This is a genomic window from Alloalcanivorax marinus, from assembly GCF_016906305.1.
GTDB classification, from domain to species: Bacteria; Pseudomonadota; Gammaproteobacteria; order Pseudomonadales; family Alcanivoracaceae; genus Alloalcanivorax; species Alloalcanivorax marinus.
Window position 1 is genome coordinate 1 of sequence record NZ_JADDOL010000012.1, and the last position, 23,473, is coordinate 23,473.

A 23,473-nucleotide genomic window follows, 5' to 3' on the forward strand; every position below is an offset into this window, starting at 1 on the left:
TTGGAGGCAGGGATGCCGGAAACGAGCTACAGGGACGTACTTGCCGCGTGTCCGGCCCGGTGGCGCCCGACACGGAAGCGGCCTCGATGGAGAAATGGACCTCAAGGCTCCAGAATCGTATCCCGCCCCACCTCCGAAGCCCCCGGAAACTCCCGCATGAAATGCAGCCCCCGGCTCTCCCGCCGCTGCAACGCCGAACGGATGATCAAATCCGCGATCACCACCAGATTGCGCAACTCCAGCAGATCGTTGCTGATGTGGTAGTTGCTGTAATACTCGGCGATCTCGCTCTTCAGCAACTCAACCCGATGCTGGGCCCGCTCCAACCGTTTCACGGTGCGCACGATGCCCACGTAATCCCACATGAACCGCCGCAGCTCGTCCCAGTTGTGGCTGATCACCACGTCCTCGTCGGAATCGGTGACCTGGCTGTCGTCCCACTCCGCCGCCTCCCGGGGCAGCGGCCAGTCCGCTAGGTGCGCGCCGATGTCATCGGCCACCGCCTGGCCGTACACGAAGCACTCCAGCAGCGAATTGCTGGCCATGCGGTTGGCGCCGTGCAGACCGGTGAAGCTGGTTTCCCCCAACGCATAGAGCCCGGGCACGTCGGTGCGGCCGTGCCGGTCGATGACCACGCCGCCGCAGGTGTAATGCGCCGCCGGCACCACCGGAATCGGGTCGCGGGTGATGTCCAGACCCAGCTGCAGACACTTGGCGTAGACGGTGGGGAAGTGCTCGATGATGAAGTCCGCCGGCTTGTGGCTGATGTCCAGATAAAGACAGTCGGCGCCCAGACGCTTCATTTCGTGGTCGATGGCGCGGGCCACCACATCCCGGGGGGCCAGTTCGGCGCGCTCGTCGAAGCGCGGCATGAAGCGCTCGCCGTTGGGCAGCAGCAGCCGGCCGCCCTCGCCACGGATCGCCTCGGTGATCAGGAAGCTCTTGGCCTTGGGGTGGTACAGGCAGGTGGGGTGGAACTGCATGAATTCCATGTTGCCCACCCGGCAGCCGGCCCGCCAGGCCATGGCGATGCCGTCGCCGGTGGCCACGTCCGGATTGGAGGTGTACAGGTAGACCTTGGAGGCGCCGCCGGTGGCCAGCACCACCGAGCGGGCCAGGATCACGTCGGTCTCGCCGGTCTGGATATCGTGCACATAGGCGCCGCAGCAGCGTTTTTCGCGGCCGTTCGGGCCGTCGTGCTCCTGCAGGATCAGGTCCACCGCCACCCGGTGTTCGAACAGGTGCACGTTGTCCCGTTCGGTGACGCGCTGGATCAGGGTGCTGGAAATGGCCACGCCGGTGGCGTCGGCGGCATGGATGATGCGTCGGTGGCTGTGGCCGCCCTCGCGGGTCAGGTGGTAGGGCAGGGGGTTGTCCTCGCTGCGCTCCATGCCCGCCAGCCGGGTGAAGTCCACGCCCTGATCGATCAGCCAGCGGATCGCCGCCGGCCCGTTTTCCACGGTGTAGCGCACCGCGTCGTCGTGGCACAGCCCGCCGCCGGCGCGGTGCGTGTCCTGCACGTGACTTTCCAGGGAATCGTCGTCGTCGAGCACCGCCGCCACGCCGCCCTGGGCGTAGTAAGTACTCGCATGGGTCAGTTTGCCCTTGGACAGCAGGGCCGCCTGCACGCCGTCGGGCAGGCGCAGGGCGACGGTCAGGCCGGCGGCGCCGGAGCCGATGATCAGCACGTCATAACGATAAGTGGCCATGGGGTCTCGCAGCCGGGTAAATGTTGAACCAATGTGAAAACCGCCGGGGACGGGGGCGCTAGTATAGCGGCCCGCGGAACACCTGTTACAATACCGCGCTTTACCCGCCGCCACGGGATAATAACGTCCTCCAGGGAGCCAGCACCGGGTGTCTTCAGACGAACAATTGGTCAAAAAAGCCAAGACCGGCGATCAGCGAGCCTTCGAAGTGCTGGTGGTCAAGTACCAGCAGCGCATTTTCGCGCTGATCAGCCGCTATGTGCGCGACCATGACGAGGTGCAGGACGTGGCCCAGGAGGCCTTTATCAAGGCCTGGCGGGCGTTGCCCCGGTTCCGGGGCGACAGTGCCTTCTATACCTGGCTTTACCGTATCGCGGTGAACACCGCCAAGAACCACCTGGTGGCCCTGGGCCGCCGCCCGCCGGGCTCCGACCTGGATGCCGCCGAAGCCGAGCAGTACAGCGGCGCGGAAATGCTGCACGAAATTGGAACCCCGGAGTCCCACGTGTTGTCCGAGGAACTGGAGGCAGTGATCCACAAGGCGATCGAGGACCTGCCCCAGGAGCTGAAAACCGCGGTCACCCTGCGTGAATTCGAGGGGCTCAGCTACGAGGATATCGCGGCGGTCATGGAATGCCCGGTGGGAACGGTCCGCTCCCGTATTTTCCGGGCCCGCGAAGCCATCGACGAGGCGGTGCGCCCCCTGCTGGGATCGCAGCGCGGAGACAAAGGGTGAGGACATGAGCAGGAATTACGAAGCACTTTCCGCTTTCCTGGACGGTGAAACCACCGAATTCGAGACCCGTCGCGTATTGCGCGACCTGGACCGGGACGATCTGGCGACCCTGGGCCGCTGGCAGAGCGTCAGCGATGCGCTGCACGGCCACGCCGCCATGGGCGTCCCGGAGGGCTTCAACGCCCGCCTGTCCGAGGCGCTGGCCTCGGAATCGAAGCCCGGCCGCCGCGCCGGCATGGTGCACGGCTTCGCCCGCGTGGCCGTGGCCGCCTCGGTGGCCGCCGTGACCGTGATCGGCTGGCAGTACTGGAGCGTGCCCACCGACGCCGGCACCGTCGCGCCGGCGGTGGCCATGACCGGCGCCGCCAATGACGGCGCCGCGGCCACCGAGGCGTCGCTGAGCGCGCCGGCCGCCGCCCAACGTTTGACCCGTCCGTTCGGTGAGACCTCGCTGGTGGCGCAAAGCGCCCTGCGATCCGCCGAGCCGCGTACCGTGGCCAGCGACCAGCAACCGCGTGTCAACGCCATGCTGCTGCGCCACAGTGAATTCACCGCCCGCCATAGTGGCCAGGGCATGATGCCCTATGCCCGTCTGGTCAGCATGGACGCCCGCAACGGAGCGCGCTAACGCATGATGCGGATCCTCGCCTTGGGGCTTACCCTGACCGCCGCCCCCCTCGCGATCGCCGACAGCCTTCCCGCCCAGAGCCTCCTGGAACGCATGACCGAAGCGACCCAGGAGCTCGATTACCAGGGCCGCTTCCTCTACCAGCTCGGTGGGGAAGTGAGCACCATGGAAATTCGTCACGCCGTCATCGACGGCGAGCAGTACCAGCGCTTCACCCACCTGGACGGACGTCTGGTGGAGGTGCTGCGCCTCGGTGACGAGCTGGTGTGCCTGCACCCCAACGGCACCCTGACCCGCATCGACGATCAGGACCAGGGGCTGCTGTCGTTCCGGCAGCGGCTCTCCTCGCAGATTCCCGACCAGTACAACGTGCTGGTGGACGGCGACGGCCGGGTGGCCGGCCGCGCCACCACGCGCATGCGCGTGGCCCCGCTGGACAACCATCGTTACGGCTACCGTCTGTGGCTGGACAATGAAAGCCATCTGCTGCTCAAGTCGGAGATGGTGGACCCGGGCGGCCTGGCTCTGGAACGGGTGGAATTCGTCACTCTGGACCTGCAACCGGGCCTGGACCGGGGCGATTTCGAGCTGCCCAAGGTGATCGCCGAACGCGCCCTGGAGCCGGTGCCCGGCAACCACGCGGACCGCGTCCACGTGAACGCCGGCTGGCTGCCCGGTGGCTTCCGCGCCGCCGACAGCGACTGGCGGCGGGTCACCGCCGAGCGGCAGCCGGTGGCCGCGCAGAGCTACAGCGACGGCCTGGCCACCTTCACCGTGTTCGTGGAAAACCTGGACAACGGGGTGGTGGAAGAGGGCGTGAGCCGGATTGGCCCGACGGTGGCGATCAGCCGCTCGGTGGCCGCCGCCGACCGCCGTTATCTGCTCACCCTGGTGGGCGAGATTCCCCAGCCCACCGCCGAGCGCATCATGCAGGGGCTCGACCTGGACGTGGCCGCGCGGCCGTGATCGGGCTCCGGTAACGGAATAAGGTAGTCATCGCTTATCGCCGGCCCCGGCGGCGGGGCCGGTGTTCCTCGAACAACCGGCAGAAGGGAGCCTTTCCATGGGGACCGTACAAAAGTGCCTGTTGCCGCTGTTGCTGGCCGGCCTGATCGCCGGCTGCGGCCAGAATCAGGACGACCGGAACACCGAACAAAGCCAGGACCAGGGGGCCGCCAAGGCCACCGTCTCCGACGCCCGTGAAAACGGTGCCGGCGGCGAGAAACTGGTCACCGGACTGCCCGACTTCACCGCCCTGGTGGAGAAGGAAGCGCCGGCGGTGGTCAACATTTCCACCGTCACCCACCGCGAGGCCGGCCAGGGGCCGGACACCAGCCAGCTGCCGGAAATGCTACGCCGCTTCTTCGACGAGTTCGGCGGCCCCGGCGGGCCCGGTCCGCAGGGCCCCGGCGGGGGCGGCCGCGAGGACGTGGAGTCCCTGGGGTCCGGCTTCATCATTTCCAGCGACGGCTACGTGCTCACCAACTACCACGTGGTGGGCGAGGCCGACGAGATCGTGGTGCGCCTGCAGGACCGCCGCGAACTGGACGCCGAGCTGGTCGGCTCCGATCCGCAGAGCGACCTGGCGCTGATCAAGGTGGACGCCGCCGATCTGCCGGTGGTGGACATCGGTTCCTCCGACAATCTGAAAGTGGGCGAGTGGGTGCTGGCCATCGGTGCGCCGTTCGGCTTCGACAGCTCGGTGACCGCCGGCATCGTCAGCGCCAAGGGCCGCAGCCTGCCCACCGACAACTACGTGCCGTTCATTCAGACCGACGTGGCCATCAACCCGGGCAACAGCGGCGGGCCGCTGTTCAACCTGAAAGGCCAGGTGGTGGGCATCAATTCGCAAATCGTCAGCCGCTCCGGCGGCTACATGGGCCTGAGCTTCGCCATTCCCATCGACCTGGCCATGGACGTGGCCGACCAGCTCAAGGAGAACGGTCAGGTCAGTCGCGGCTGGCTGGGCGTGTTGATCCAGGAGGTGGACCGGGATCTGGCCGAGTCCTTCGGCCTGTCCAAGCCCATGGGCGCCCTGGTGGCCCAGGTGCAGCCGGGCTCCCCGGCGGCGGAAGCCGGCCTGCAGCCCGGCGATGTGATTACCCACTTCGACGGTCACGAAATCCAGCGTTCCGCCCAGCTGCCCAAGTGGGTCGGCGCCCTCAAGGCCGGCACCGAGGCGGAAATGACGGTGGTGCGCAACGGCGACGAGAAAACCCTGGACGTGACCGTGGGCGAACTGCCCAGCAATCCGCAGCAGGCCATGAATCAGGGCGGCGAGCCGTCCGGTCCGGGCGCCGACCGGCTCGGCCTGACCGTGCGCGAGGCCAGCCCGGCGGAGCTGTCGCGGGTGGAGGCGGAGACCGGCGTCATGGTCACCGCCGTGAAGAAAGGCCCGGCGGCCACCGCCGGCCTGCGCCAGGGGGATCTGCTGGTGAGCCTCAACGGTGAGGACGTGAAGAGCCCGGACGACTACCGTCGCCTGGTCGGCGAGCTCCCTGAGAAGGGCTCGGTGCCGGCGCTGATCAATCGCGGCGGCAACGCCCGCTTCCTGGCGCTGAAACTCGGCGACTGACCGCCGGTGCCGTGGGAGCGGCTTCAGCCGCACCCACGGCGTACCCCCGAGCCATCCGACCGGCTCCGCATCGGGGGATTATCCAGCGGAGCCCTAATCCGCTAGAATCGCCCACCATTGTGTCCTTCTTCATGTTTCCACCATTTGGCGGGTATCTGTGACCGACATTACGCACATTCGCAACTTCTCCATCATTGCTCATATCGATCACGGCAAATCCACCCTGGCGGACCGTTTCATCCAGGTCTGCGGCGGTCTGTCCGACCGTGAGCTCAAGGAGCAGGTGCTGGATTCCATGGACCTGGAGCGCGAGCGCGGCATCACCATCAAGGCGCAGAGCGTGACCCTGTATTACACCGCGCGCAACGGCGAGACCTACCAGCTCAACTTCATCGACACCCCGGGGCACGTGGACTTCTCCTATGAGGTGTCCCGCTCCCTGTCCGCCTGCGAGGGCGCGCTGCTGGTGGTGGACGCCGCCCAGGGCGTGGAAGCCCAGTCGGTGGCCAACTGCTACACCGCCATCGAGCAGGATCTGGAAGTGCTGCCGGTGCTCAACAAGGTGGACCTGCCCCAGGCGGAGCCGGACCGGGTGGCCGAGGAGATCGAGGAGATCATCGGTCTGGACGCGCTGGACGCCTGCCATGTGTCCGCCAAGACCGGGGTGGGCGTGCCGGACCTGCTGGAGCAGCTGATCGAACGCATCCCCGCGCCCCAGGGCGACCGGGAAGAGCGGCTGCAGGCGCTGATCATCGACTCCTGGTTCGACAACTACATGGGCGTGATCTCGCTGGTGCGAATCCGCTACGGCCGCCTCAAGAAAGGCGACAAGATCCACGTTAAATCCACCGGCCAGAACCATGTGGTGGACAGCCTCGGCATCTTCACCCCCAAGCGCAAGGAAACCAAGGTGCTGGAGGCCGGCGAGGTGGGCTGGGTGAGCGCCACCATCAAGGACATCAAGGGCGCCCCGGTGGGCGATACCCTGACCCACGCCAATACCCCGGACGTGGCCATGCTGCCCGGCTTCAAGAAGGTCAAACCGCAGGTGTACGCTGGCATGTTTCCGGTCAACGCGGACGACTACGAGGACTTCCGCGACGCCCTCGGCAAGCTGGCGCTCAACGACGCCTCCCTGTTCTACGAGCCGGAAAACTCCGACGCCCTGGGCTTCGGTTTCCGGGTCGGTTTCCTGGGCATGCTGCACATGGAAATCATCCATGAGCGGCTGGAGCGGGAATACGATCTGGACCTGATCACCACGGCGCCCACGGTGGTCTACGAGCTGCTGCTCAGCGACGGCGAAACGATCTACGTGGACAACCCCTCGGAGCTGCCGGAAGGCAACAAGATCGAGGAGTTCCGCGAGCCCATCGCCCGGGTCAATATCCTTACGCCCCAGGAATACGTGGGCAACGTGATCACCCTGTGCACCGAGCGGCGCGGCGAGCAGATCAACCTGCAGTATCTGGGCAAGCAGATCTCGCTGACCTACGACATTCCCATGGCCGAGGTGGTGCTGGACTTCTTCGACCGGCTGAAATCCGCCAGCCGTGGCTATGCCTCGCTGGAGTACGCCTTCGAGCGCTTCCAGCCCGCCAAGCTGGTGAAGGTGGACGTGCTGATCAACGGCGACAAGGTGGACGCCCTGGCGATGATCTGTCACCTGGACCACTCCGCCCACCGTGGCCGCGTGCTCACCGAGAAGATGAAGGAACTGGTGCCCCGGCAGATGTTCGATGTGGCCATTCAGGCCGCCATCGGCAGCAAGATCATCGCCCGGCAGACGGTCAAGGCGTTGCGCAAGAACGTGACCGCCAAGTGTTACGGCGGCGACGTGTCGCGTAAGAAGAAACTGCTGCAGAAGCAGAAAGAAGGCAAGAAACGCATGAAGCAGGTGGGTAACGTGGAAATTCCGCAGGCCGCCTTCCTGGCCGTGCTCAAGGTGGATGACTAATGGATATCGATGTGGGTTTCTGGCTGACGCTGGCGCTGCTGGTCACGGTACTGATCTGGCTGGCGGACCGCTTTCTCAAGCTGCGCCAGCGCAAGGGCATGATCGGCACCACCGTGGAAACGTCCAACTCGCTGATTTCGGTGCTGTTGATCGTGCTGGTGATCCGTTCCTTCATTGTGGAGCCGTTCACCATTCCCTCCGGTTCCATGTTGCCCACCCTGCAGGTTCATGATTTTATTCTGGTCAACAAGTTCTCCTACGGCCTGCGCCTGCCGGTGACCAATACCAAGATCATTCCGGTGGGCGAGCCCGAGCGCGGTGATGTCATGGTGTTCAAGTTCCCGGAGGACACCAGCCAGAACTTCATCAAGCGCGTGGTCGGCCTGCCCGGTGACCGGGTGGCGGTGCGCGACAACGTGGTCTACATCAACGGCGAGCCGGTGGACCGGGCGCTGGTGGAGCAGGGCCGCAACGCGCGCATGTGGCGCCGCGAGTACATCGAGCACCTGGGCGAGACGGAGCATTTGATCTGGCAGGAAGGCGTGCTCAGCCCGTTCAACGGCGAGCCGCGCATTCCCCAGGGCGGTACCCAGGGCGAATGGGAAGTGCCCGAAGGCAGTTATTTCGTGATGGGGGACAACCGGGACAACAGCAATGACAGCCGCTTCTGGGGCGTGGTGCCCGAGCGGCTGATCGTGGGGGAAGCCTTCCTGATCTGGATGCACTGGGACCCGATCTTCTCGCTGCCGAGCTTCTCCCGCAACGGGGCAATCGACAAAGTCGAAACCAGCGACTGAACCAAGATGGAGACGGACCCACAATGATAACCCGATCCCGTCAAAGGGGGCTTTCCCTGCTCGGCTGGGTGGTCGTGCTGATCGTGCTGGCGGTGTTCGGCACCGCCGCCTTCCGCATGGTGCCCGCCTACATGGAATACAACACCATCCGCAGCACCATCAACTCGGTGCTCGACGACAACAAGACCGCCATGATGTCGGAGCACGAAGTGCGCGGCGCCCTGTCCAAACGGTTCACCATCAATCAGGTGGACGTGATCGGCGTCAACGATCTGGCGATCAGCAAGAACGGCGGTGACGTGACCGTGGGTGTCGATTACGAAGTGCGCCGGCCGCTGTTCTACAACGTCTCCGTGGTGATGCATTTCGAGGACACCTTCAACAAGACCAGCGGGAACTGATGGACGATCTGGACCGCCTTGCCCGTCGTCTGGGCTACCGTTTTCAGGACCCGGCGCTGTTCGAGCTGGCGCTCAGCCACCGCAGTGTCAGCCGCCGGCGCAACAACGAACGGCTGGAGTTCCTCGGCGACGCCCTGCTCAGCCAGTTTATTTCCACGGAATTGTTCCATCGTTTCCCGGACGCCGCCGAAGGGCAGCTGACGCGCATGCGCGCCTTTCTGGTGCGCGGCCAGACCCTGGCGGAAGTGGCCCGGGAACTGGGCGTGGGGGAATACCTGATCCTCGGCGGCGGTGAGCTGAAAAGCGGCGGCAACCGCCGCGACTCGATCCTGGCCGACGCCCTGGAGGCGCTGATCGGCGCCATCGTCATCGACAGCGGCGAGGACACCTGCCGGCGGGTGGTGCTGGAGTGGTTCGCCGGGCGCCTGGAGCAGATCTCGCCGCAGTCCGTGCGCAAGGACGGCAAAACCCGCTTGCAGGAATGGCTGCAGGCGCGCAAGCATGAGCTTCCCGCCTATGAAGTGCTGTCGGTGACCGGCCAGGCGCCGCGCCAGACCTTCGAGGTGGAATGCACGCTGCCCGATCTCGATCGGCGCTTCGTGGCCGCCGGCGCCAGCCGCCGGCGCGCGGAGCAGCAGGCGGCGGAACAGGCACTGAGCTGGCTGGAGCAGTCCTCATGAGCAGTACCCGTTGCGGTCTGGTGGCCATCGTCGGACGGCCCAATGTGGGCAAGTCCACCCTGATGAACCACCTGATCGGCCAGAAGGTGAGCATTACCTCGCGCAAGCCGCAGACCACCCGGCATCGTATTCACGGCATTCTCAGCCGCGACGATTATCAGATGGTGTTCGCCGACACCCCGGGCATCCACACCGGCGAGGGCAAGGCGCTCAACCGGGCCATGAACGAAGCGGCGATCTCGGCGCTCAGCGGCGTCGACGTGATCTGCTTCATGGTCGACGGCATGAAGTGGACCGAGGGCGACGAGCACGTGCTCAAGCTGCTGCAGCGCGCCGGCGACACGCCGGTGCTTTTGCTGGTCAACAAGGTCGACAACCTGGACGACAAGAACAAGCTGCTGCCGCATTTGCAGGATCTGTCCGGGCGCTTTCCGTTCGCCGAGATCGTGCCGGTGTCGGCGCTGCGCGGCCATAACCTGGACGCCCTGGAACAGGCCCTGGCCACGCGCCTGCCGGAAGGCGACTTCTGGTTCGAGGACGACCAGCTCACCGACCGCAGCCTGCGCTTCATGGTGGCCGAGATCATTCGCGAGAAGGTGGTACGCCAGCTGGGCCAGGAAGTGCCGCACCAGATGGCCGTGGAAATCGATCTCTGGGAGGACGGCCCCAAGCTCACCGACATCGCCGCCACCATTCTGGTGGAGCGGCGCGGCCAGAAAAAAATCCTGATCGGCGACCAGGGCGCCCGCATCAAGCAGATCGGCACCCAGGCCCGCCAGGACATCGAGCGCCTGATCGAGCGCAAGGTGATGCTCAACCTGTGGGTCAAGATCAAGGCCGGCTGGTCCGATGATGAGCGCGCCCTGCGTTCCCTGGGCTATGACCGCGACCAATGAGCTGGCGCCGGCCTGGCTGCTGCATCGCCGCCCCTTCCGCAATACCAGCCTGATCATCGATCTGTTTCTGCCCGGGCGGGGCCGCGTGGGCGCGGTGGCCCGGGGCGGGCGGCGCAATCCGGCGCTGGCCCCCTTCCTGCCCCTGTGGGTCAACCTGAAAGCCGGCGGCGAGCTGTTCACCCTGCGTGACAGTGAACCGCGCGGCCCGGCGCTGTCGCTGGCCGGCCGCGCCCTGTTCTGCGGTTTCTATGTCAACGAACTGATGATGCGCCTGCTGCATCGGGACGATGCCCACCCGGACCTGTGGCCGGTCTACGAGGGCACGCTCACCGCCCTGGCCGGCGAGGTGCCCCTGGACGTGACCCTGCGCCGCTTCGAGCGAATGCTGCTGGAGGAGGTGGGCTACGGTCTGACCCTGGAATGGGATGCGGAGGGCCGGCCGCTGGAAGCGGGCGTGCGCTACCGGTGGGTGCCGGAGCAGGGGTTCGTCGCCGACGCCGGCGGTTACCCCGGTGAACTGCTCACCGCCCTGGGCGAGGACCGCTGGAACGACGATGTGCGGCGGCTGGCCAAGGCGCTGCTGCGCGAGGCCCTGGCGCCGCATCTTGGCGACCGGCCCCTGCGCAGCCGGGAGTTGTTCCGGTAACGTTTTATTGGCGGGCGTCGCGGGCGGCCTCGTCGATCAGCACGCGCATGGCGCGCACCGCTTCGTCCAACCCGGTGATCACCGCCCGCGCCACGATGCCGTGGCCGATGTTCAGTTCATTCATGCCGGGCAGGGCGGCGATCTCGCGGGTGTTGTGGTAATGCAGGCCGTGGCCGGCGTTGACGATCAGGCCGGCGTCGCGGGCCAGAGCCACCGCGTCGCGGATGCGCGCCAGCTCACGGCCGGCGGTGTCGGCATCGGTGGCGTCGGCGTAATGGCCGGTGTGGATCTCGATGGCCGGCGCCCGGCAGCGTACCGCCGCCTCGATCTGCGCCGGGTCCGCGTCGATGAACAGGGACACCTGGATGCCCGCGTCGCTCAGCTCGCCGGTGCAGCGTTTGATCCAGGCCTCGTTGCCGGCCACGTCCAGGCCGCCCTCGGTGGTCAGTTCCTCGCGCTTCTCCGGCACCAGGCAGCTGTGCGGCGGGCGGATGCGCCGGGCGATGCCGACCATCTCCTCGGTGGCCGCCATCTCCAGATTCATGCGCGTTTGCAGGGTTTGCGCCAGCAGCTCCACGTCCCGGTCCTGAATGTGCCGGCGGTCCTCGCGCAGGTGCACGGTGATGCCGTCGGCGCCGGCCTGTTCCGCCACCAGCGCCGCCTGCACCGGCTCAGGATAGCGGGTGCCGCGGGCCTGACGGAGGGTGGCGATGTGGTCGATATTGACGCCGAGCAGAACGGGCATGGGCGGGCTCCGGAAGTGGTTGGGTAACGAGGCGACATGTTAGCAGAGATTCGCGGCCGTCCGACCGCGATCATGCGTCAGCTCTTTCCTTCCTGCCGTACGTTCTCGATCTCCGCGAGCAGCACCGCCACCAGCGGCTCCAGGGCCTGGTCGGACAGCGCCTGTTTGAGCGCGTCCTCCAGCTCGCCGGCGGCCTGCTCCAGACGTGGCGTGCCGCAGTAACGGGTGGCGCCGTGCAGCTTGTGCACCCGTTCCAGCAGCGCTTCCCGGTCGCCGCTCTCCGCCACCGCGTTGATGCCCGGAGCCTCCTGCTCCAGGCTCGCCAGCAGCATGGTGAACATCTCCTCCGCCAGCGCCTCGCGGCCGCCCACCCGGCGCAGGGCCAGGGCCGGATCGATCACCGGCGGAGCGGCGGAGTCCGCCGGCGCGGGAGCGGACACCACGTCGCGGGTCGCGGCGACGTCGGGCTCTTGCTCGTCCAGCACCCACCGGTTGAGGGTGTGGCGCAGCTGGGTTTCGGTGATCGGCTTGCTCAGATAATCGTCCATGCCGGCGGCCAGCAGGGAGCGGCGTTCGCTTTCCAGGGCATGGGCGGTGAGGGCGATGATCGGCGTGCGCGGCCCTTCGCCTTCCTGTTCACGCAGCCGGCGGGTGGTTTCCAGGCCGTCCATGCCCGGCATCTGCACGTCCATGAACACCAGGTCGAAGGTTTCCCGGGCGAAGGCGGCCAGCGCCGCCTCGCCGCTGGCGCAGGCGCTCACCTGGACCCCCATTTCCTCCAGGAACACCCGCGCCAGTTTCAGGTTACCGGGGTGGTCGTCCACCACCATTACCCGCACGCTCTTGCCCAGCGGCCCCAGAGGGCTGCCCGGCGCCGCCGGCAACGCCAGCCCGCCCAGTTCCAGCAGCGCGTCGCGCAGGCGCCGCCGGGTGGCCGGTTTGCCGAGCACCCGGCAGGGCGTGGCCAGGCCGCTGAGTCGCCCGGCCAGGGCCTCGCCGTGGGCGGCCAGAATCAGCACCGGCTTGCCGGTGGCCGCCGCCAGCCGTTCCACCAGCGGCGCCAGGTCCGCCGGCTCCGGCATGGAGGCGGGCACCCCCAGCACGTAGAAGTCGGTGCGCGCCAGCTCGCCGGCCTCCAGCTGGCTCTCCAGGGTGTCCAGGGCCTGCAGTTCGGTGACCTTGAGTCGCCAGCCGCCGAGCATGTGGTAGAGGCCCAGGCGGGCGTGTTCGTTGGCCTCCACCAGGGTCACCGACAGGCCCTCCAGGGCGGAGGGGATCTCCGGCCCGGCGTCGGCGTCGCGCTCCACGCGCAGGGTGAACCAGAAGGTGGAGCCGCGTCCTGCGGTGCTGTCCAGGCCGATCTCGCCGCCCATGCCTTCCACCAGCCGCTTGCAGATCGCCAGGCCCAGGCCGGTGCCGCCTTCCTTGCGGCGCGCGCTCTGGTCCAGCTGGGTGAAGGCGTTGAACAGCTTCTTCTGCACTTCCCGCGGCAGGCCATTGCCGGTGTCGGTGATCGCCACCTTGATGATGGCCTCGGCGCCCCGTTCCTCTTCCAGCATGGCGCGCACCACCACCGAGCCGCGCTCGGTGAATTTGATGGCGTTGCTGACCAGATTGGTGAGCACCTGGCGGATGCGCAGCGGGTCGCCGAGCAGCCGGGTGGGCACGTCGCTGTAGATGATGGCGGCCTGCTCCAGGCCCTTGTCCTGGGCCAGGGGCGCCAGCATGGTCTGCACGTCCTCGATCAGGTCGTGCAAGTCCAGCGGCACATGCTCCAGGGACAGCTTGCCGGCCTCGATCTTGGAGAAGTCGAGAATGTCGTTGATGATCGACAGCAGCGATTCGGCGCTCTTGCGGATGGTGTCCAGGTAATCGCTTTGCCGCTCGCTCAGCGACGACCGTTCCAGCAGCCGGGTGAAACCGATGATGCCGTTCAGCGGGGTCCGGATTTCATGGCTCATGTTGGCCAGGAATTCGGATTTGATCTGGCTGGCCTTGAGGGCTTCCTTGCGGGCCATGTCCAGTTCGATGTTCTGGATCTCGATGGTTTCCAGGGTTTCGCGCAGGTCCTGGGTGGCCTGGTCCACGTTCTGCTGCAGCTCCGCCTGGGCCTCGTCCAGGGCGCCGACCATATCGCGCAGGGCCTGCTCCAGGTCGTGCAGTTCGCCCTGGGCGTCGGCCCGGGGCGGCGTGCCCAGGTCGCCGTCGCGCACCCGCCGCACGTTGTCGATCAGCACGCGGATCGGCCCGGTCAGCCGCCGCGCGAAATGAGCGGCCGGCAGCATCGCCAGAATCAACACCAGGGTGATCACGCCGATCAGGGTGAGCACCGCCTCCAGAATGCGCACGTACTGGCCCTGGCGGGAAAATTCCACGGTCAGCAGGCGGCTGTCCTCCCCGGGCAGGGTACGCACCAGTTGCCAGCCGGAATCGGTGACCAGCCGGGTGGCGCCGTTGTCCAGCTGTTCCGCCTGCTCCACCGGCCGCAGCCGCGGGCCGGTGTGCAGTTCCCAGCCGTCGTGATTGTCGAGCAGGGTGGCGGCGCGCACGTCCGGCTGCTCCAGCAGGTCCCGCAGCAGCGCCTCGTAGGGGGCGCTGGCGTCGGCGTCCAGGGCCGCCAGGCGGGCGGCGTAACTCTCGATGATCAGTTGCTGGCGGTGGGCGTTGTCGGCGCGCACGCTCATCACCCGGGTGGCCAAGGTGTAGCCGCCGATCAACAGCGCCGCCACAAGCGCCGGCAGCGCGGTCATCGCCATGATGCGGGTGCGCAGGCTGGTGTGGGCCATGGTCCCCCGGCTCCGTTGCTGTTCTTTTGATCCGGCATTATGACCGACTTGAGCGTCACTGCCAGGGGTCCGATTGTTGAGCTACAATGCCGCCCATGACCTACAAAACCATTGAGTCCACGGTCGGGCGCACGCCGCTGGTGCGGCTGCAGCGCCTGCCGGGGAACACGACCAATACCCTTCTGGTGAAGCTGGAAGGCAATAATCCCGCCGGTTCCGTCAAGGACCGGCCGGCGCTCAACATGATCCGCAAGGCGGAGGAGCGGGGCGAGATCCGGCCCGGGGACACCCTGATCGAGGCCACCAGCGGCAACACCGGCATCGCCCTGGCGATGGCGGCGGCCATGCGCGGTTACCGCATGAAGCTGATCATGCCCGCCAACCAGAGCCAGGAGCGCCGCGACGCCATGGCCGCCTACGGCGCCGAGCTGATCTCGGTGACCAAGGAGGAGGGCATGGAAGGCGCCCGGGACCTGGCCCAGGCCATGCAGGCCCGGGGCGAGGGTAAGGTGCTGGATCAGTTCGCCAACCCGGACAATCCCATGGCGCACTACGAAAGCACCGCCCCGGAAATCTGGGAGGCCACCGGCGGCGCCCTGACGCATTTCGTCAGCTCCATGGGCACCACCGGCACCATCATGGGCTGCAGCATGTTCTTCAAGGAGCAGAACCCGGACGTGCAGATCGTCGGCCTGCAGCCCACCGACGGCGCCTCGATCCCCGGCATCCGGCGCTGGCCCAAGGAATACCTGCCGAGCATCTATGACGAGTCCCGGGTGGACCGGGTCATCGACATGGACCAGGACGTGGCCGAGCACACCATGCGCCGCCTGGCTCGGGAAGAGGGCATTTTCTGCGGGGTCTCCTCCGGCGGCGCGGTGGCCGGTGCCCTGCGGCTGTCCGAGGAGCTGGAGAACGCGGTGATCGTGGCCATCGTCTGCGACCGGGGTGACCGCTACCTGTCCACCGGGGTGTTCCGGGCCGACGCGGAGTCGAACCCATGAACGTGCTGGTTTTCGATATCGAGACCATCCCGGACCTGGACGGCGGCCGCCGGCTCTACGACCTGGACGGCCTGGACGACAAGGACACCGCCAGCGCCCTGTTCAACCTGCGCCGCCAGGAAAACGGCTCCGAGTTCCTGCGCCTGCACTTGCACCGGGTGGTGGCGATCTCGGTGGTGCTGCGCTCCGCCCAGGGCGTGAAGGTGTGGTCCCTGGGGGACGAGAGCGCCGACGAAAAGGAGCTGATCGAGCGCTTCTACGACGGCATCGACCGCTTCACGCCGCAGATCGTCAGCTGGAACGGCGGCGGCTTCGACCTGCCGGTGCTCAATTATCGGGCCCTCAAGCACGGCGTGGTGGCGCGCCGGTTCTGGGAAACCGGCAACGAGGACACCAGCTTCCGTTTCAACAACTACATCAGCCGCTTTCACCAGCGCCACCTGGACCTGATGGAGCAGCTGGCCATGTTCAACAACCGCGCCAACGCGCCCCTGGACCAGATCGCCACCCTGCTGGGCTTCCCCGGCAAGATGGGGATGAGCGGCGGCAAGGTGTTCGACGCCTTCCAGGCCGGCGACCTGAAGGGCATCCGCGATTACTGCGAGACCGATGTGCTCAACACCTGGCTGGTGTTCCTGCGCTTCCAGCTGATGCGGGGCGAGATCGACGCCACCGGCTACCAGGCGGAGCTGGACCTGCTGCGCGATTATTTGCAGCAGGAGGGCCACCCCCACTTCCTGGCGTTTCTTGATGCCTGGCAAAAGGGCGCCGCCGACGTCTGACGTCGGGCCCGCGACTCTATACAATGCGCCGCATCGCGCCGCCGGGGGGCACCCCGGCGGCCCGCATTCAGCTATCCGAGAATCCCCATGGCCCGAAGAAGCCGCAAGAAAAGACTGCCGGAAACGCCGGTGGCCGCCACCATCGAGAGCCTCAGCCACGACGGTCGCGGCATCGCCCGCCTGGACGGCAAGACCACCTTCGTCGACAACGCCCTGCCCGGCGAGCAGGTGCTGTTTCAATACACCTATATGCGCCGCAAGTTCGACGAGGGCCGGGCGGTGGAGATCCTGTCGCCGTCCCCGGAGCGGGTCGAGCCGCCCTGCGCCCACGCCCTGATCTGCGGCGGCTGCAGCCTGCAGCACCTGGCCCCGGACAGCCAGATCGCCCGCAAGCAGGCGGTGCTGGCGGAGCAATTGGAGCATTTCGGCGGCCTGACTCCGGACACCTGGCTGGCGCCGCTCACCGGGCCGGTCATCGGCTACCGGGGCAAGGCCCGTCTCGGGGTCAAGTACGTGGAAGCCCGTGGCGAGGCGCTGGTGGGCTTCCGCGAGAAGCGCAACAGCTTTATCGCCGACCTGCGGCGGTGCGAGGTGCTGATTCCGGAAGTGGGGCGCCGGCTCAATGAGCTGCGCGCTCTGGTCAGTGACCTGGCCCTGCGCGCCCGCATTCCGCAGATTGAGGTGGCCCGGGGGGACGACGCGGTGGCGCTGGTGATTCGCCATATGGACCCGCTGCCCGCCGGCGACCTGGAAAAGCTGCTGGCGTTCTGCCGGGCGGCGGAGTTTCAGCTTTATCTGCAGCCGGGCAACGAGTCCACCGTGCACCGGGTGTGGCCGGAGCAGGGCGAGGAGCGGCTGTACTACCGGCACGCCCCCCACGGCGCGGACACCGAGGGCGCCGAACTGGCCTTCCACCCCACGGATTTCACCCAGGTAAACGCCGACATCAACCGCCGCATGGTGCCGTTGGCATTGGATTTGCTGGAGGTGGAGGCGCATCATCAGGTGCTCGATCTGTTTTGCGGCCTGGGCAACTTCACCATCCCGGCGGCGCGCCGCGCGGCGCGGGTGGTGGGCGTGGAGGGCAGCCAGGCCATGGTCGAGCGCGGTTACGAAAACGCGCGCCGCAACGGCCTGGACAATCTGGCCTTCCACGCCTGGGATCTGAGCCAGGCGCCGGACGGCCAGCCCTGGGCCCGCGAGGCCTATCACCGGGTGCTGCTGGACCCGCCCCGCAGCGGTGCGCTTGAAATGGTGCGGCTGATGCCCCATTTCGGTGCGGACCGTCTGGTGTACGTCTCCTGCAACCCGGCCACGCTGGCCCGGGATGCCGGGGAACTGGTGGAGCGGGGTTACCGTCTGAAGGCGGCGGGTGTCATGGACATGTTCCCGCACACCGCCCACGTGGAATCGATCGCCGTCTTCGACCGACGCTAGACGCAGTAAACAATAGGAATCGAAATGGTAACCGTACGCCGGCAACCGTCCGACGAGGTCCAGGCCAGGGACTGGCAGGGATGGCTGGAACAACTCACCGCCCGGGTCCCGGTGCGTGATCCCCACGCTCTGGAGCGCGCCTGTGCCCGCGCCGAACAGTGCGAACGGGCCGGCGAAGCGGCCGGCCGCCACTGGCCCTACGGCAAGGGCTGCCTGACCATCGGCCTGGAAATGGCGGACGTGCTCGCCGACCTGGGCGCCGACGCGGAAGCGCTGCCGGCGGCGGTGCTGTACCGGGCGGTGCGCGAAGGCCAGCTGTCGTTGCTGGACGTGCAGCGCGAATTCGGCTCCTCGGTGGCCACCCTGATCGAAGGGGTGCTGCGCATGGCCGCCATCAGTACCTCCCTCAACCCCACCCGCAAGGCGGTGCTCGGCCAGCAGGACGGCCAGCTCGACAATGTCCGCAAGATGCTGCTGGCCATGGTCGACGACGTGCGCGTGGCGCTGGTCAAGCTGGCGGAACGGACGGTGATCATCCGCGCCGTGAAGGAATCCGACCCGGAGCGCCAGCAGAAGGTGGCCCGGGAAATCTTCGACATCTACGCGCCGCTGGCCCACCGCCTGGGCGTCGGCCAGCTCAAGTGGGAGCTGGAGGACCTGTCGTTCCGTTACCTGCAGCCCGGTGCCTACAAGAAAGTGGCGCGGCTGCTGGACGAGAAACGCCTGGACCGCGAGCACTATATCGACGAGGTGATCCAGAGCCTGCGCGGGCATCTGGAACGCAACGGCATCAAGGGCGCCCAGGTGTACGGCCGCGCCAAGCACATCTACAGCATCTGGCGGAAGATGCAGAAGAAGCATCTGGACTTCGGCGAGGTGTACGACGTGCGCGCCGTCCGGGTGCTGGTCAACGAGGTGCGCGACTGCTACGCCGCCCTGGGCATCGTGCACTCGCTGTGGAAGCACGTGCCCAAGGAGTTCGACGACTACATCGCCAGCCCCAAGGAAAACGGCTACCAGAGCCTGCACACCGCGGTGGTGGGCCCGGAACGCAAAATGCTGGAGGTGCAGATCCGTACCTTCGATATGCACGAAGAGGCGGAGCTGGGCGTGTGCGCCCACTGGCGTTACAAGGAAGGCAGCAAGGCCGGCCGGCGCAGCCAGTCCTACGAGCAGCGCATCGCCTGGCTGCGCCAGGTGCTGGAGTGGCACGAGGAGCTGGGCGACAACGACAACTCCAACACCATGATGGAGGAGCTGCAGCATGGCCTGGTCAGCGACCGGGTCTATGTGTTCACCCCGGACGGCCACGTGGTGGATCTGGAAGCCGGCGCCACGCCGGTGGATTTCGCCTACCACATCCACACCGAGGTGGGGCACCGCTGCCGGGGCGCCAAGGTCAACGGCCACATCGTGCCGCTCAGCTACAACCTGCAGACCGGCGAGCAGGTGGAGATTCTCACCGCCAAGGAGGGTGGGCCGAGCCGCGACTGGCTGACCCCGTCGCTGGGCTACGTGGCCACCTCCTCGGCGCGGGCGCGCATTCAGCAATGGTTCAAGCGCCAGGACCGGGACGTGCACGTGGCCCAGGGCCGCGCCATCCTGGAGCGCGAGATGTCGCGGCTGGCCCTGGACCGCATCGACCTGGACCAGCTGGCGCCGCAGCTCAATCTGAAGACCGGCAACGACGTGCTGGCGGCCCTGGGCGCCGGTGACCTGCGCCCCGGCCACGTGGTCAACCAGGCCCAGGCGCTGCTGCCCGACGACCCGCAGCAACAGCTGGAATTCGTGCCGGCCCGCTCCAAGGCATCGGAAAGCGGCGACGTCACCATCCAGGGGGTGGGCAACCTGCTCACCCATATGGCGGCCTGCTGCAAGCCGGTGCCCGGCGACCCGGTGATGGGCTTCATCACCCAGGGACGTGGCGTCACCGTGCACCGCGCCGACTGCCATAACCTGCTGGCGATGCAGGGCGAGGACCCGAACCGGGTGATCGAGGTGAGCTGGGGCGAGGCGGACCGCATCCTCTACCCGGTGGACATCTTCCTGCGCGCCTGGGACCGCCAGGGCCTGCTGCGCGACGTGATCGCCGTGCTCGCCAACGAGAAGGTCAATGTCACCGCCGTGCACACCCAGTCGCACACCGAGGACAACACCGCCACCATGCTGCTGACCCTGGAAATCGCTTCCCTGGGCGGCCTCGGCAAGGTGCTGGCGAAGATGGATCAGATCAAGGGTGTCCTCGAAGTACGGCGCTACAAGAAATAGCGGCCTTTCGGCCGCGATACAGGTTGCAGGATACAGGATGAAGGGAAGGCGTCATGCCAGCCCCTGTATCCTTCATCCTGTATCCTGAATCGTCTTTTCACCCGGAGCGTGCCCATGCCCGATAACCCCCAACCGTCCCCCGAAGCCGCCATCGCCGAACTGCTGTCGATCATGGCCCGCCTGCGGGATCCGGACGGCGGCTGCCCCTGGGACCTGAAGCAGACTTTCGACACCGTGGTGCCCTATACCATCGAGGAGGCCTTCGAAGTGGCCGAGGCGGTGGCGCGCCGGGATTATCCGGAGCTGCGCGAGGAACTGGGCGACCTGCTGCTGCAGGTGGTGTTCCACTCGCAGATGGCCCGCGAACAGGGACTGTTCGACTTCGCCGAGGTGGTGGCGGTGCTCAATGAAAAGATGGTGCGCCGCCATCCCCATGTGTTCGGGGAGGTGGAGGCCGCCGACGAGAGCGCGGTGAAGGTCAACTGGGAGGCCATCAAGGCCGACGAGCGTGCCCGCAAGGGCCGCGAGCACCACAGCGCGGTGGACGGCGTGCCGGACGGCCTGCCGGCCTTGCAGCGCGCCTGCAAGCTGCAGAAGAAAGCGTCCAAGGTGGGTTTCGACTGGCGCCAGGCCGGCCCGGTCCGCGAGCAGGTGGGTCTGGAGCTGGCGGAACTGGATCAGGCCCTCTTGGAGGGTGACCGGGACGCCATCGAGGACGAACTGGGGGACGTGTTCTTCACCCTGGTGAATCTGGCCCGGCACCTGAAGCTGGACCCGGACCTGGCCCTGCGGCGCGCCTCCGACAAGTTCGAACAACGCTTCCGTCAGGTGGAGGCCCTGGCCGACGCGCCGCTCTCCGATTACGACGAAGCGGCCCTGGACGGGCTCTGGCGGGAGGCCAAGAAACGCCTCTGATCCGCTGCCACAAAATCTTCACATTACAGAAACTTTTCGGTCATCCCCCCTCCCCATACTCCGCTCCCAAGCACTCAGGATGCTTCGGGAGTCACCCGGCGCATCCCCTGCTTTTCAATATTGCCTGATTGAAGGAGATGCTCCGATGAAAAAGAACCTGCTCGCGATCGCTGTGGGGGCGGCACTCGCTACGCCGATGATGATGCCGGCCATGGCTCAGGCCGACGGCCCCACGGTGTACGGTAAGGTAAACATTTCCCTGGAAAACCAGAACTACGACCCGGCGCCGTCGGCTCCGAACAATGACGACGAGTGGGAACTGAACAGCAACGCTTCCCGCCTGGGCGTGAAAGGCGACTTCGATCTGGACGTGGCCGGCCTCAAGGCAATCTACCAGGCCGAGTTCGAAATCAGCGTGGACGATGGCGACAAGGATGGCCAGACGTTCTCCCAGCGCAACATCTTCGGTGGTCTGGCCGGCGGCTTCGGTACCCTGAAAGCCGGTAAATTCGACACCCCTACCAAGCTGGCGCAAATGGACGTGGATCAGTTCAACGACCTGAGCGGTGACATCAAGAACATCGCCGCCGGCGAGAACCGCGTTTCCAACATCATCCAGTACAGCACCCCGAAACTGGCCGACATGGTCACCCTGAACCTGGCCTTCATCCCCAACGAAGACAGCGACGACTTCGACGGTGACGGCGAAAACGAAAACGGCCTGGCCGACAGCACCTCCATCTCCCTGGTGCTGGAAAAAGACGCCTTCTACGCCGCTCTGTCCCACGACACCGACATCGAAGACGAGCTGATCGTCGACGAGACCGGCACCTCTCCGGTGATCGACATCACCCGCGTGGCCGCCGGCCTGGCCATGGACCAGTTCGAGCTGGGCGCTCTGTACCAGCTCGCCGAAGAGTCCGAAGGCGACGGTGAAGAAACCAGCTACGTGCTGAGCGGCGCCTTCAAGATCGACCGCGTCAAGCTGAAAGCCCAGTACGGCATGGTGGAAGGCGATCAAAGCGACGACGAGGGTACTCAGTACGCCCTGGGCGCCGACTACAAACTGGCCAAGAACAGCAAGGTCTACGCGTACTACAACAACCTGAAGTACGAACTGGCCGGTGGCGACGACGAGACCCGCACCCTGGGCGTGGGCATGGAACACAAATTCTAAGCTTCATCAGAGCAACCTTGCCGGGCGGTCACCGCCCGGCGTTTCCTCGACGCAAGTGACAGCGTAGCCCGCCTTCCCGGCGGGCTTTTTTTTGCCTGTTATTTTCTTATGTCGGTTCCGTCTTTGGCTTTGTCACCAAACGGTCATATAGTGCCCCGCTTGAAATCCAGCAAAAAAAGGGAGGGGCGCATGCGTTCCATGATCTGGCTGGGGGCTTCCACCCTGGCATTGAGTTTGCCGTTGTCCGCCGTCGCCGCCGCGCCGGAGTTCTACGGCCGCATCAACATCAGCCTGGACCGGCTGTCCGACTATCAGGACGGCGGCCTGCCCGGCGCCCTGAATGGGGTGGGCGCCGGCAATTCACCGCTGGAAGACGGCTGGTTCGTGGAAAGCAACGCCTCGCGGCTGGGCGTGCGTGGCCGCGCGCCGCTGGACGTCACGCCGCTGAGCGTGATCTATCAGCTGGAAGTGGGCTACGACGTGGACGGTGACAGCGACACCTTCTCCACCCGTAACAGCTTCCTGGGCCTGGGCACGCCGTTCGGCGACGTGTTCGCCGGCCGCTACGACAGCCCGGTGAAACTGGCCGAGGGCCGGGTGGACCAGTTCAACAACACCGCCGCCGACATCGGCCATTATTTTTACGGCCAGCGCCGCAACGACGACACCCTGAACTGGGAAAGCCCCCAGTGGGGCGACCTGGTGCTGCGCGCCCAGATCGGTCCCGGCGAAGCCGAGGACGTGGCCGGCGAGGAGAAAGACGGACTGGCGGATACCTGGGGCCTGTCGGCCACCTGGAACCCGGACAAGCTGTACGCCGCCGTGGCCTACGAAAGCAGCTACCTGGAGCTGAACAATCCGGCGCTGACGCCGGTGGCGGTGGCCGCCGATCTGGAGCTGCTGCGGGGCGTGCTGGGCATTACCGTGGGGCCGCTGGATCTGGGCGCCCTGGTGGAACGCACCCGCATCGACCCGGATCAGCCCGGGCAGGACCGAGCCGATTCCACCTCCTACCTGCTCAGCGCCGGCTGGCGGCTGCCGCCGCGCCTGACGCTCAAGGCCCAGGCGGGCCGGGTGGACGGCGACGACTTCGGCTACGAGAACGACATCCTGGTGGCCGGCGCCGACTACCAGCTGGCCAAGGGCACCAAGGTCTACGGCCTGGTGGCCGCCTCCGACGCCACCCTGGACTACCCGGGCGGCCTGCGTCAGGACGACAGCGGCAACCTGTTCTCGGTGGGCATGGAGCACAAGTTCTAGGCGTAACAGCGGCTTCAGTCGCGATCAGCCCATGCCGAACACGAAAAAGGCCGCCATATTGGCGGGCTTTTTCG

General features: G+C 66.6%; 20 protein-coding genes. 17 read left to right on the forward strand and 3 right to left on the reverse strand.

From position 1 onward, the window contains the following. Positions 1-101: 101 nt before the first annotated feature. A complete protein-coding gene (nadB, locus tag IM760_RS11290; RefSeq protein WP_204429284.1) occupies positions 102-1,709 on the reverse strand; it encodes an L-aspartate oxidase in 1,608 nt (535 codons plus the stop codon). Between the two features lie 148 nt (positions 1,710-1,857). Here nadB and rpoE point away from each other — a divergent pair, with 148 nt between their 5' ends. From rpoE to recO, 10 genes are all read left to right on the forward strand, one after another. Further along, positions 1,858-2,445 carry an RNA polymerase sigma factor RpoE gene (gene rpoE / locus IM760_RS11295; RefSeq protein ID WP_204429285.1) on the forward strand — a complete coding sequence of 196 codons (588 nt, stop codon included), beginning with the start codon at positions 1,858-1,860 and terminating at the stop codon, positions 2,443-2,445. 4 nt (positions 2,446-2,449) lie between these two features. Continuing rightward, positions 2,450-3,073: a sigma-E factor negative regulatory protein gene (locus IM760_RS11300; RefSeq protein WP_204429286.1), complete on the forward strand. Its 624-nt coding sequence runs from the start codon at positions 2,450-2,452 to the stop codon at positions 3,071-3,073. Positions 3,074-3,079: 6 nt separating this feature from the next. Further along, a complete protein-coding gene (locus IM760_RS11305) occupies positions 3,080-4,039 on the forward strand; it encodes a MucB/RseB C-terminal domain-containing protein (protein WP_275579282.1) in 960 nt (319 codons plus the stop codon). A gap of 97 nt (positions 4,040-4,136) precedes the next feature. Continuing rightward, positions 4,137-5,648 (forward strand): DegQ family serine endoprotease, encoded by a 1,512-nt coding sequence (locus IM760_RS11310; protein ID WP_204429295.1) that lies wholly within the window; start codon positions 4,137-4,139, stop codon positions 5,646-5,648. A 157-nt stretch (positions 5,649-5,805) separates the two neighbouring features. Continuing rightward, on the forward strand, positions 5,806-7,605 hold the full coding sequence (gene lepA / locus IM760_RS11315; RefSeq protein WP_204429297.1) for a translation elongation factor 4: 1,800 nt from the start codon (positions 5,806-5,808) through the stop codon (positions 7,603-7,605). Next, complete coding sequence (gene lepB, locus IM760_RS11320) at positions 7,605-8,402, forward strand: signal peptidase I (protein WP_204429299.1); 798 nt, start codon at positions 7,605-7,607, stop codon at positions 8,400-8,402. The genes lepA and lepB overlap by 1 nt, the downstream gene beginning before the upstream one ends. Before the next feature lie 23 nt (positions 8,403-8,425). After that, positions 8,426-8,803: a DUF4845 domain-containing protein gene (locus IM760_RS11325; RefSeq protein ID WP_204429301.1), complete on the forward strand. Its 378-nt coding sequence runs from the start codon at positions 8,426-8,428 to the stop codon at positions 8,801-8,803. Next, complete coding sequence (rnc, locus tag IM760_RS11330; RefSeq protein ID WP_204429526.1) at positions 8,800-9,483, forward strand: ribonuclease III; 684 nt, start codon at positions 8,800-8,802, stop codon at positions 9,481-9,483. Before IM760_RS11325 ends, rnc begins: the two co-directional genes overlap by 4 nt. Beyond that, positions 9,480-10,379 (forward strand): GTPase Era, encoded by a 900-nt coding sequence (era, locus tag IM760_RS11335; RefSeq protein ID WP_204429303.1) that lies wholly within the window; start codon positions 9,480-9,482, stop codon positions 10,377-10,379. Before rnc ends, era begins: the two co-directional genes overlap by 4 nt. Continuing rightward, a complete protein-coding gene (gene recO / locus IM760_RS11340) occupies positions 10,363-11,025 on the forward strand; it encodes a DNA repair protein RecO (protein ID WP_204429310.1) in 663 nt (220 codons plus the stop codon). The genes era and recO overlap by 17 nt, the downstream gene beginning before the upstream one ends. A 4-nt stretch (positions 11,026-11,029) precedes the next feature. Here the strand turns inward: recO and pdxJ are convergent, their stop codons facing one another. Further along, positions 11,030-11,770 carry a pyridoxine 5'-phosphate synthase gene (gene pdxJ / locus IM760_RS11345; protein WP_204429312.1) on the reverse strand — a complete coding sequence of 247 codons (741 nt, stop codon included), beginning with the start codon at positions 11,768-11,770 and terminating at the stop codon, positions 11,030-11,032. A 77-nt stretch (positions 11,771-11,847) separates the two neighbouring features. Continuing rightward, entirely contained in the window at positions 11,848-14,556 is a 2,709-nt protein-coding gene (locus IM760_RS11350) for a response regulator (RefSeq protein ID WP_204429314.1), read from the reverse strand. Between the two features lie 95 nt (positions 14,557-14,651). On the opposite strand from IM760_RS11350, the gene cysM reads away from it, so the two are divergent. The 7 genes from cysM (at position 14,652) to IM760_RS11385 (ending at position 23,399) form a co-directional block, all read left to right on the forward strand. Then, a complete protein-coding gene (cysM, locus tag IM760_RS11355; protein ID WP_204429315.1) occupies positions 14,652-15,560 on the forward strand; it encodes a cysteine synthase CysM in 909 nt (302 codons plus the stop codon). Next, positions 15,557-16,342: a 3'-5' exonuclease gene (locus IM760_RS11360; RefSeq protein ID WP_204429317.1), complete on the forward strand. Its 786-nt coding sequence runs from the start codon at positions 15,557-15,559 to the stop codon at positions 16,340-16,342. The genes cysM and IM760_RS11360 overlap by 4 nt, the downstream gene beginning before the upstream one ends. 87 nt (positions 16,343-16,429) lie before the next feature. Further along, entirely contained in the window at positions 16,430-17,779 is a 1,350-nt protein-coding gene (gene rlmD / locus IM760_RS11365) for a 23S rRNA (uracil(1939)-C(5))-methyltransferase RlmD (protein WP_204429326.1), read from the forward strand. 24 nt (positions 17,780-17,803) lie between these two features. Further along, on the forward strand, positions 17,804-20,047 hold the full coding sequence (gene relA / locus IM760_RS11370) for a GTP diphosphokinase (RefSeq protein WP_204429328.1): 2,244 nt from the start codon (positions 17,804-17,806) through the stop codon (positions 20,045-20,047). A gap of 114 nt (positions 20,048-20,161) precedes the next feature. Next, complete coding sequence (mazG, locus tag IM760_RS11375) at positions 20,162-20,962, forward strand: nucleoside triphosphate pyrophosphohydrolase (RefSeq protein ID WP_204429339.1); 801 nt, start codon at positions 20,162-20,164, stop codon at positions 20,960-20,962. A 145-nt stretch (positions 20,963-21,107) separates the two neighbouring features. Further along, positions 21,108-22,139: a porin gene (locus tag IM760_RS11380; protein ID WP_204429341.1), complete on the forward strand. Its 1,032-nt coding sequence runs from the start codon at positions 21,108-21,110 to the stop codon at positions 22,137-22,139. Positions 22,140-22,328: 189 nt separating this feature from the next. After that, positions 22,329-23,399: a porin gene (locus IM760_RS11385; protein WP_204429342.1), complete on the forward strand. Its 1,071-nt coding sequence runs from the start codon at positions 22,329-22,331 to the stop codon at positions 23,397-23,399. The last annotated feature ends 74 nt before the right edge of the window (positions 23,400-23,473 follow it).

What these genes read in the sequence shown, in the direction of transcription:
- nadB (WP_204429284.1), bottom strand. Translation starts at nt 1,709, where the DNA reads ATGGCCACTTATCGTTATGACGTGCTGATCATCGGCTCCGGCGCCGCC.
- IM760_RS11300 (WP_204429286.1), top strand. Translation starts at nt 2,450, where the DNA reads ATGAGCAGGAATTACGAAGCACTTTCCGCTTTCCTGGACGGTGAAACC.
- IM760_RS11305 (WP_275579282.1), top strand. Translation starts at nt 3,080, where the DNA reads ATGCGGATCCTCGCCTTGGGGCTTACCCTGACCGCCGCCCCCCTCGCG.
- IM760_RS11310 (WP_204429295.1), top strand. Translation starts at nt 4,137, where the DNA reads ATGGGGACCGTACAAAAGTGCCTGTTGCCGCTGTTGCTGGCCGGCCTG.
- lepB (WP_204429299.1), top strand. Translation starts at nt 7,605, where the DNA reads ATGGATATCGATGTGGGTTTCTGGCTGACGCTGGCGCTGCTGGTCACG.
- IM760_RS11325 (WP_204429301.1), top strand. Translation starts at nt 8,426, where the DNA reads ATGATAACCCGATCCCGTCAAAGGGGGCTTTCCCTGCTCGGCTGGGTG.
- era (WP_204429303.1), top strand. Translation starts at nt 9,480, where the DNA reads ATGAGCAGTACCCGTTGCGGTCTGGTGGCCATCGTCGGACGGCCCAAT.
- recO (WP_204429310.1), top strand. Translation starts at nt 10,363, where the DNA reads ATGACCGCGACCAATGAGCTGGCGCCGGCCTGGCTGCTGCATCGCCGC.
- pdxJ (WP_204429312.1), bottom strand. Translation starts at nt 11,770, where the DNA reads ATGCCCGTTCTGCTCGGCGTCAATATCGACCACATCGCCACCCTCCGT.
- IM760_RS11350 (WP_204429314.1), bottom strand. Translation starts at nt 14,556, where the DNA reads ATGGCCCACACCAGCCTGCGCACCCGCATCATGGCGATGACCGCGCTG.
- cysM (WP_204429315.1), top strand. Translation starts at nt 14,652, where the DNA reads ATGACCTACAAAACCATTGAGTCCACGGTCGGGCGCACGCCGCTGGTG.
- IM760_RS11360 (WP_204429317.1), top strand. Translation starts at nt 15,557, where the DNA reads ATGAACGTGCTGGTTTTCGATATCGAGACCATCCCGGACCTGGACGGC.
- rlmD (WP_204429326.1), top strand. Translation starts at nt 16,430, where the DNA reads ATGGCCCGAAGAAGCCGCAAGAAAAGACTGCCGGAAACGCCGGTGGCC.
- relA (WP_204429328.1), top strand. Translation starts at nt 17,804, where the DNA reads ATGGTAACCGTACGCCGGCAACCGTCCGACGAGGTCCAGGCCAGGGAC.
- mazG (WP_204429339.1), top strand. Translation starts at nt 20,162, where the DNA reads ATGCCCGATAACCCCCAACCGTCCCCCGAAGCCGCCATCGCCGAACTG.
- IM760_RS11380 (WP_204429341.1), top strand. Translation starts at nt 21,108, where the DNA reads ATGAAAAAGAACCTGCTCGCGATCGCTGTGGGGGCGGCACTCGCTACG.
- IM760_RS11385 (WP_204429342.1), top strand. Translation starts at nt 22,329, where the DNA reads ATGCGTTCCATGATCTGGCTGGGGGCTTCCACCCTGGCATTGAGTTTG.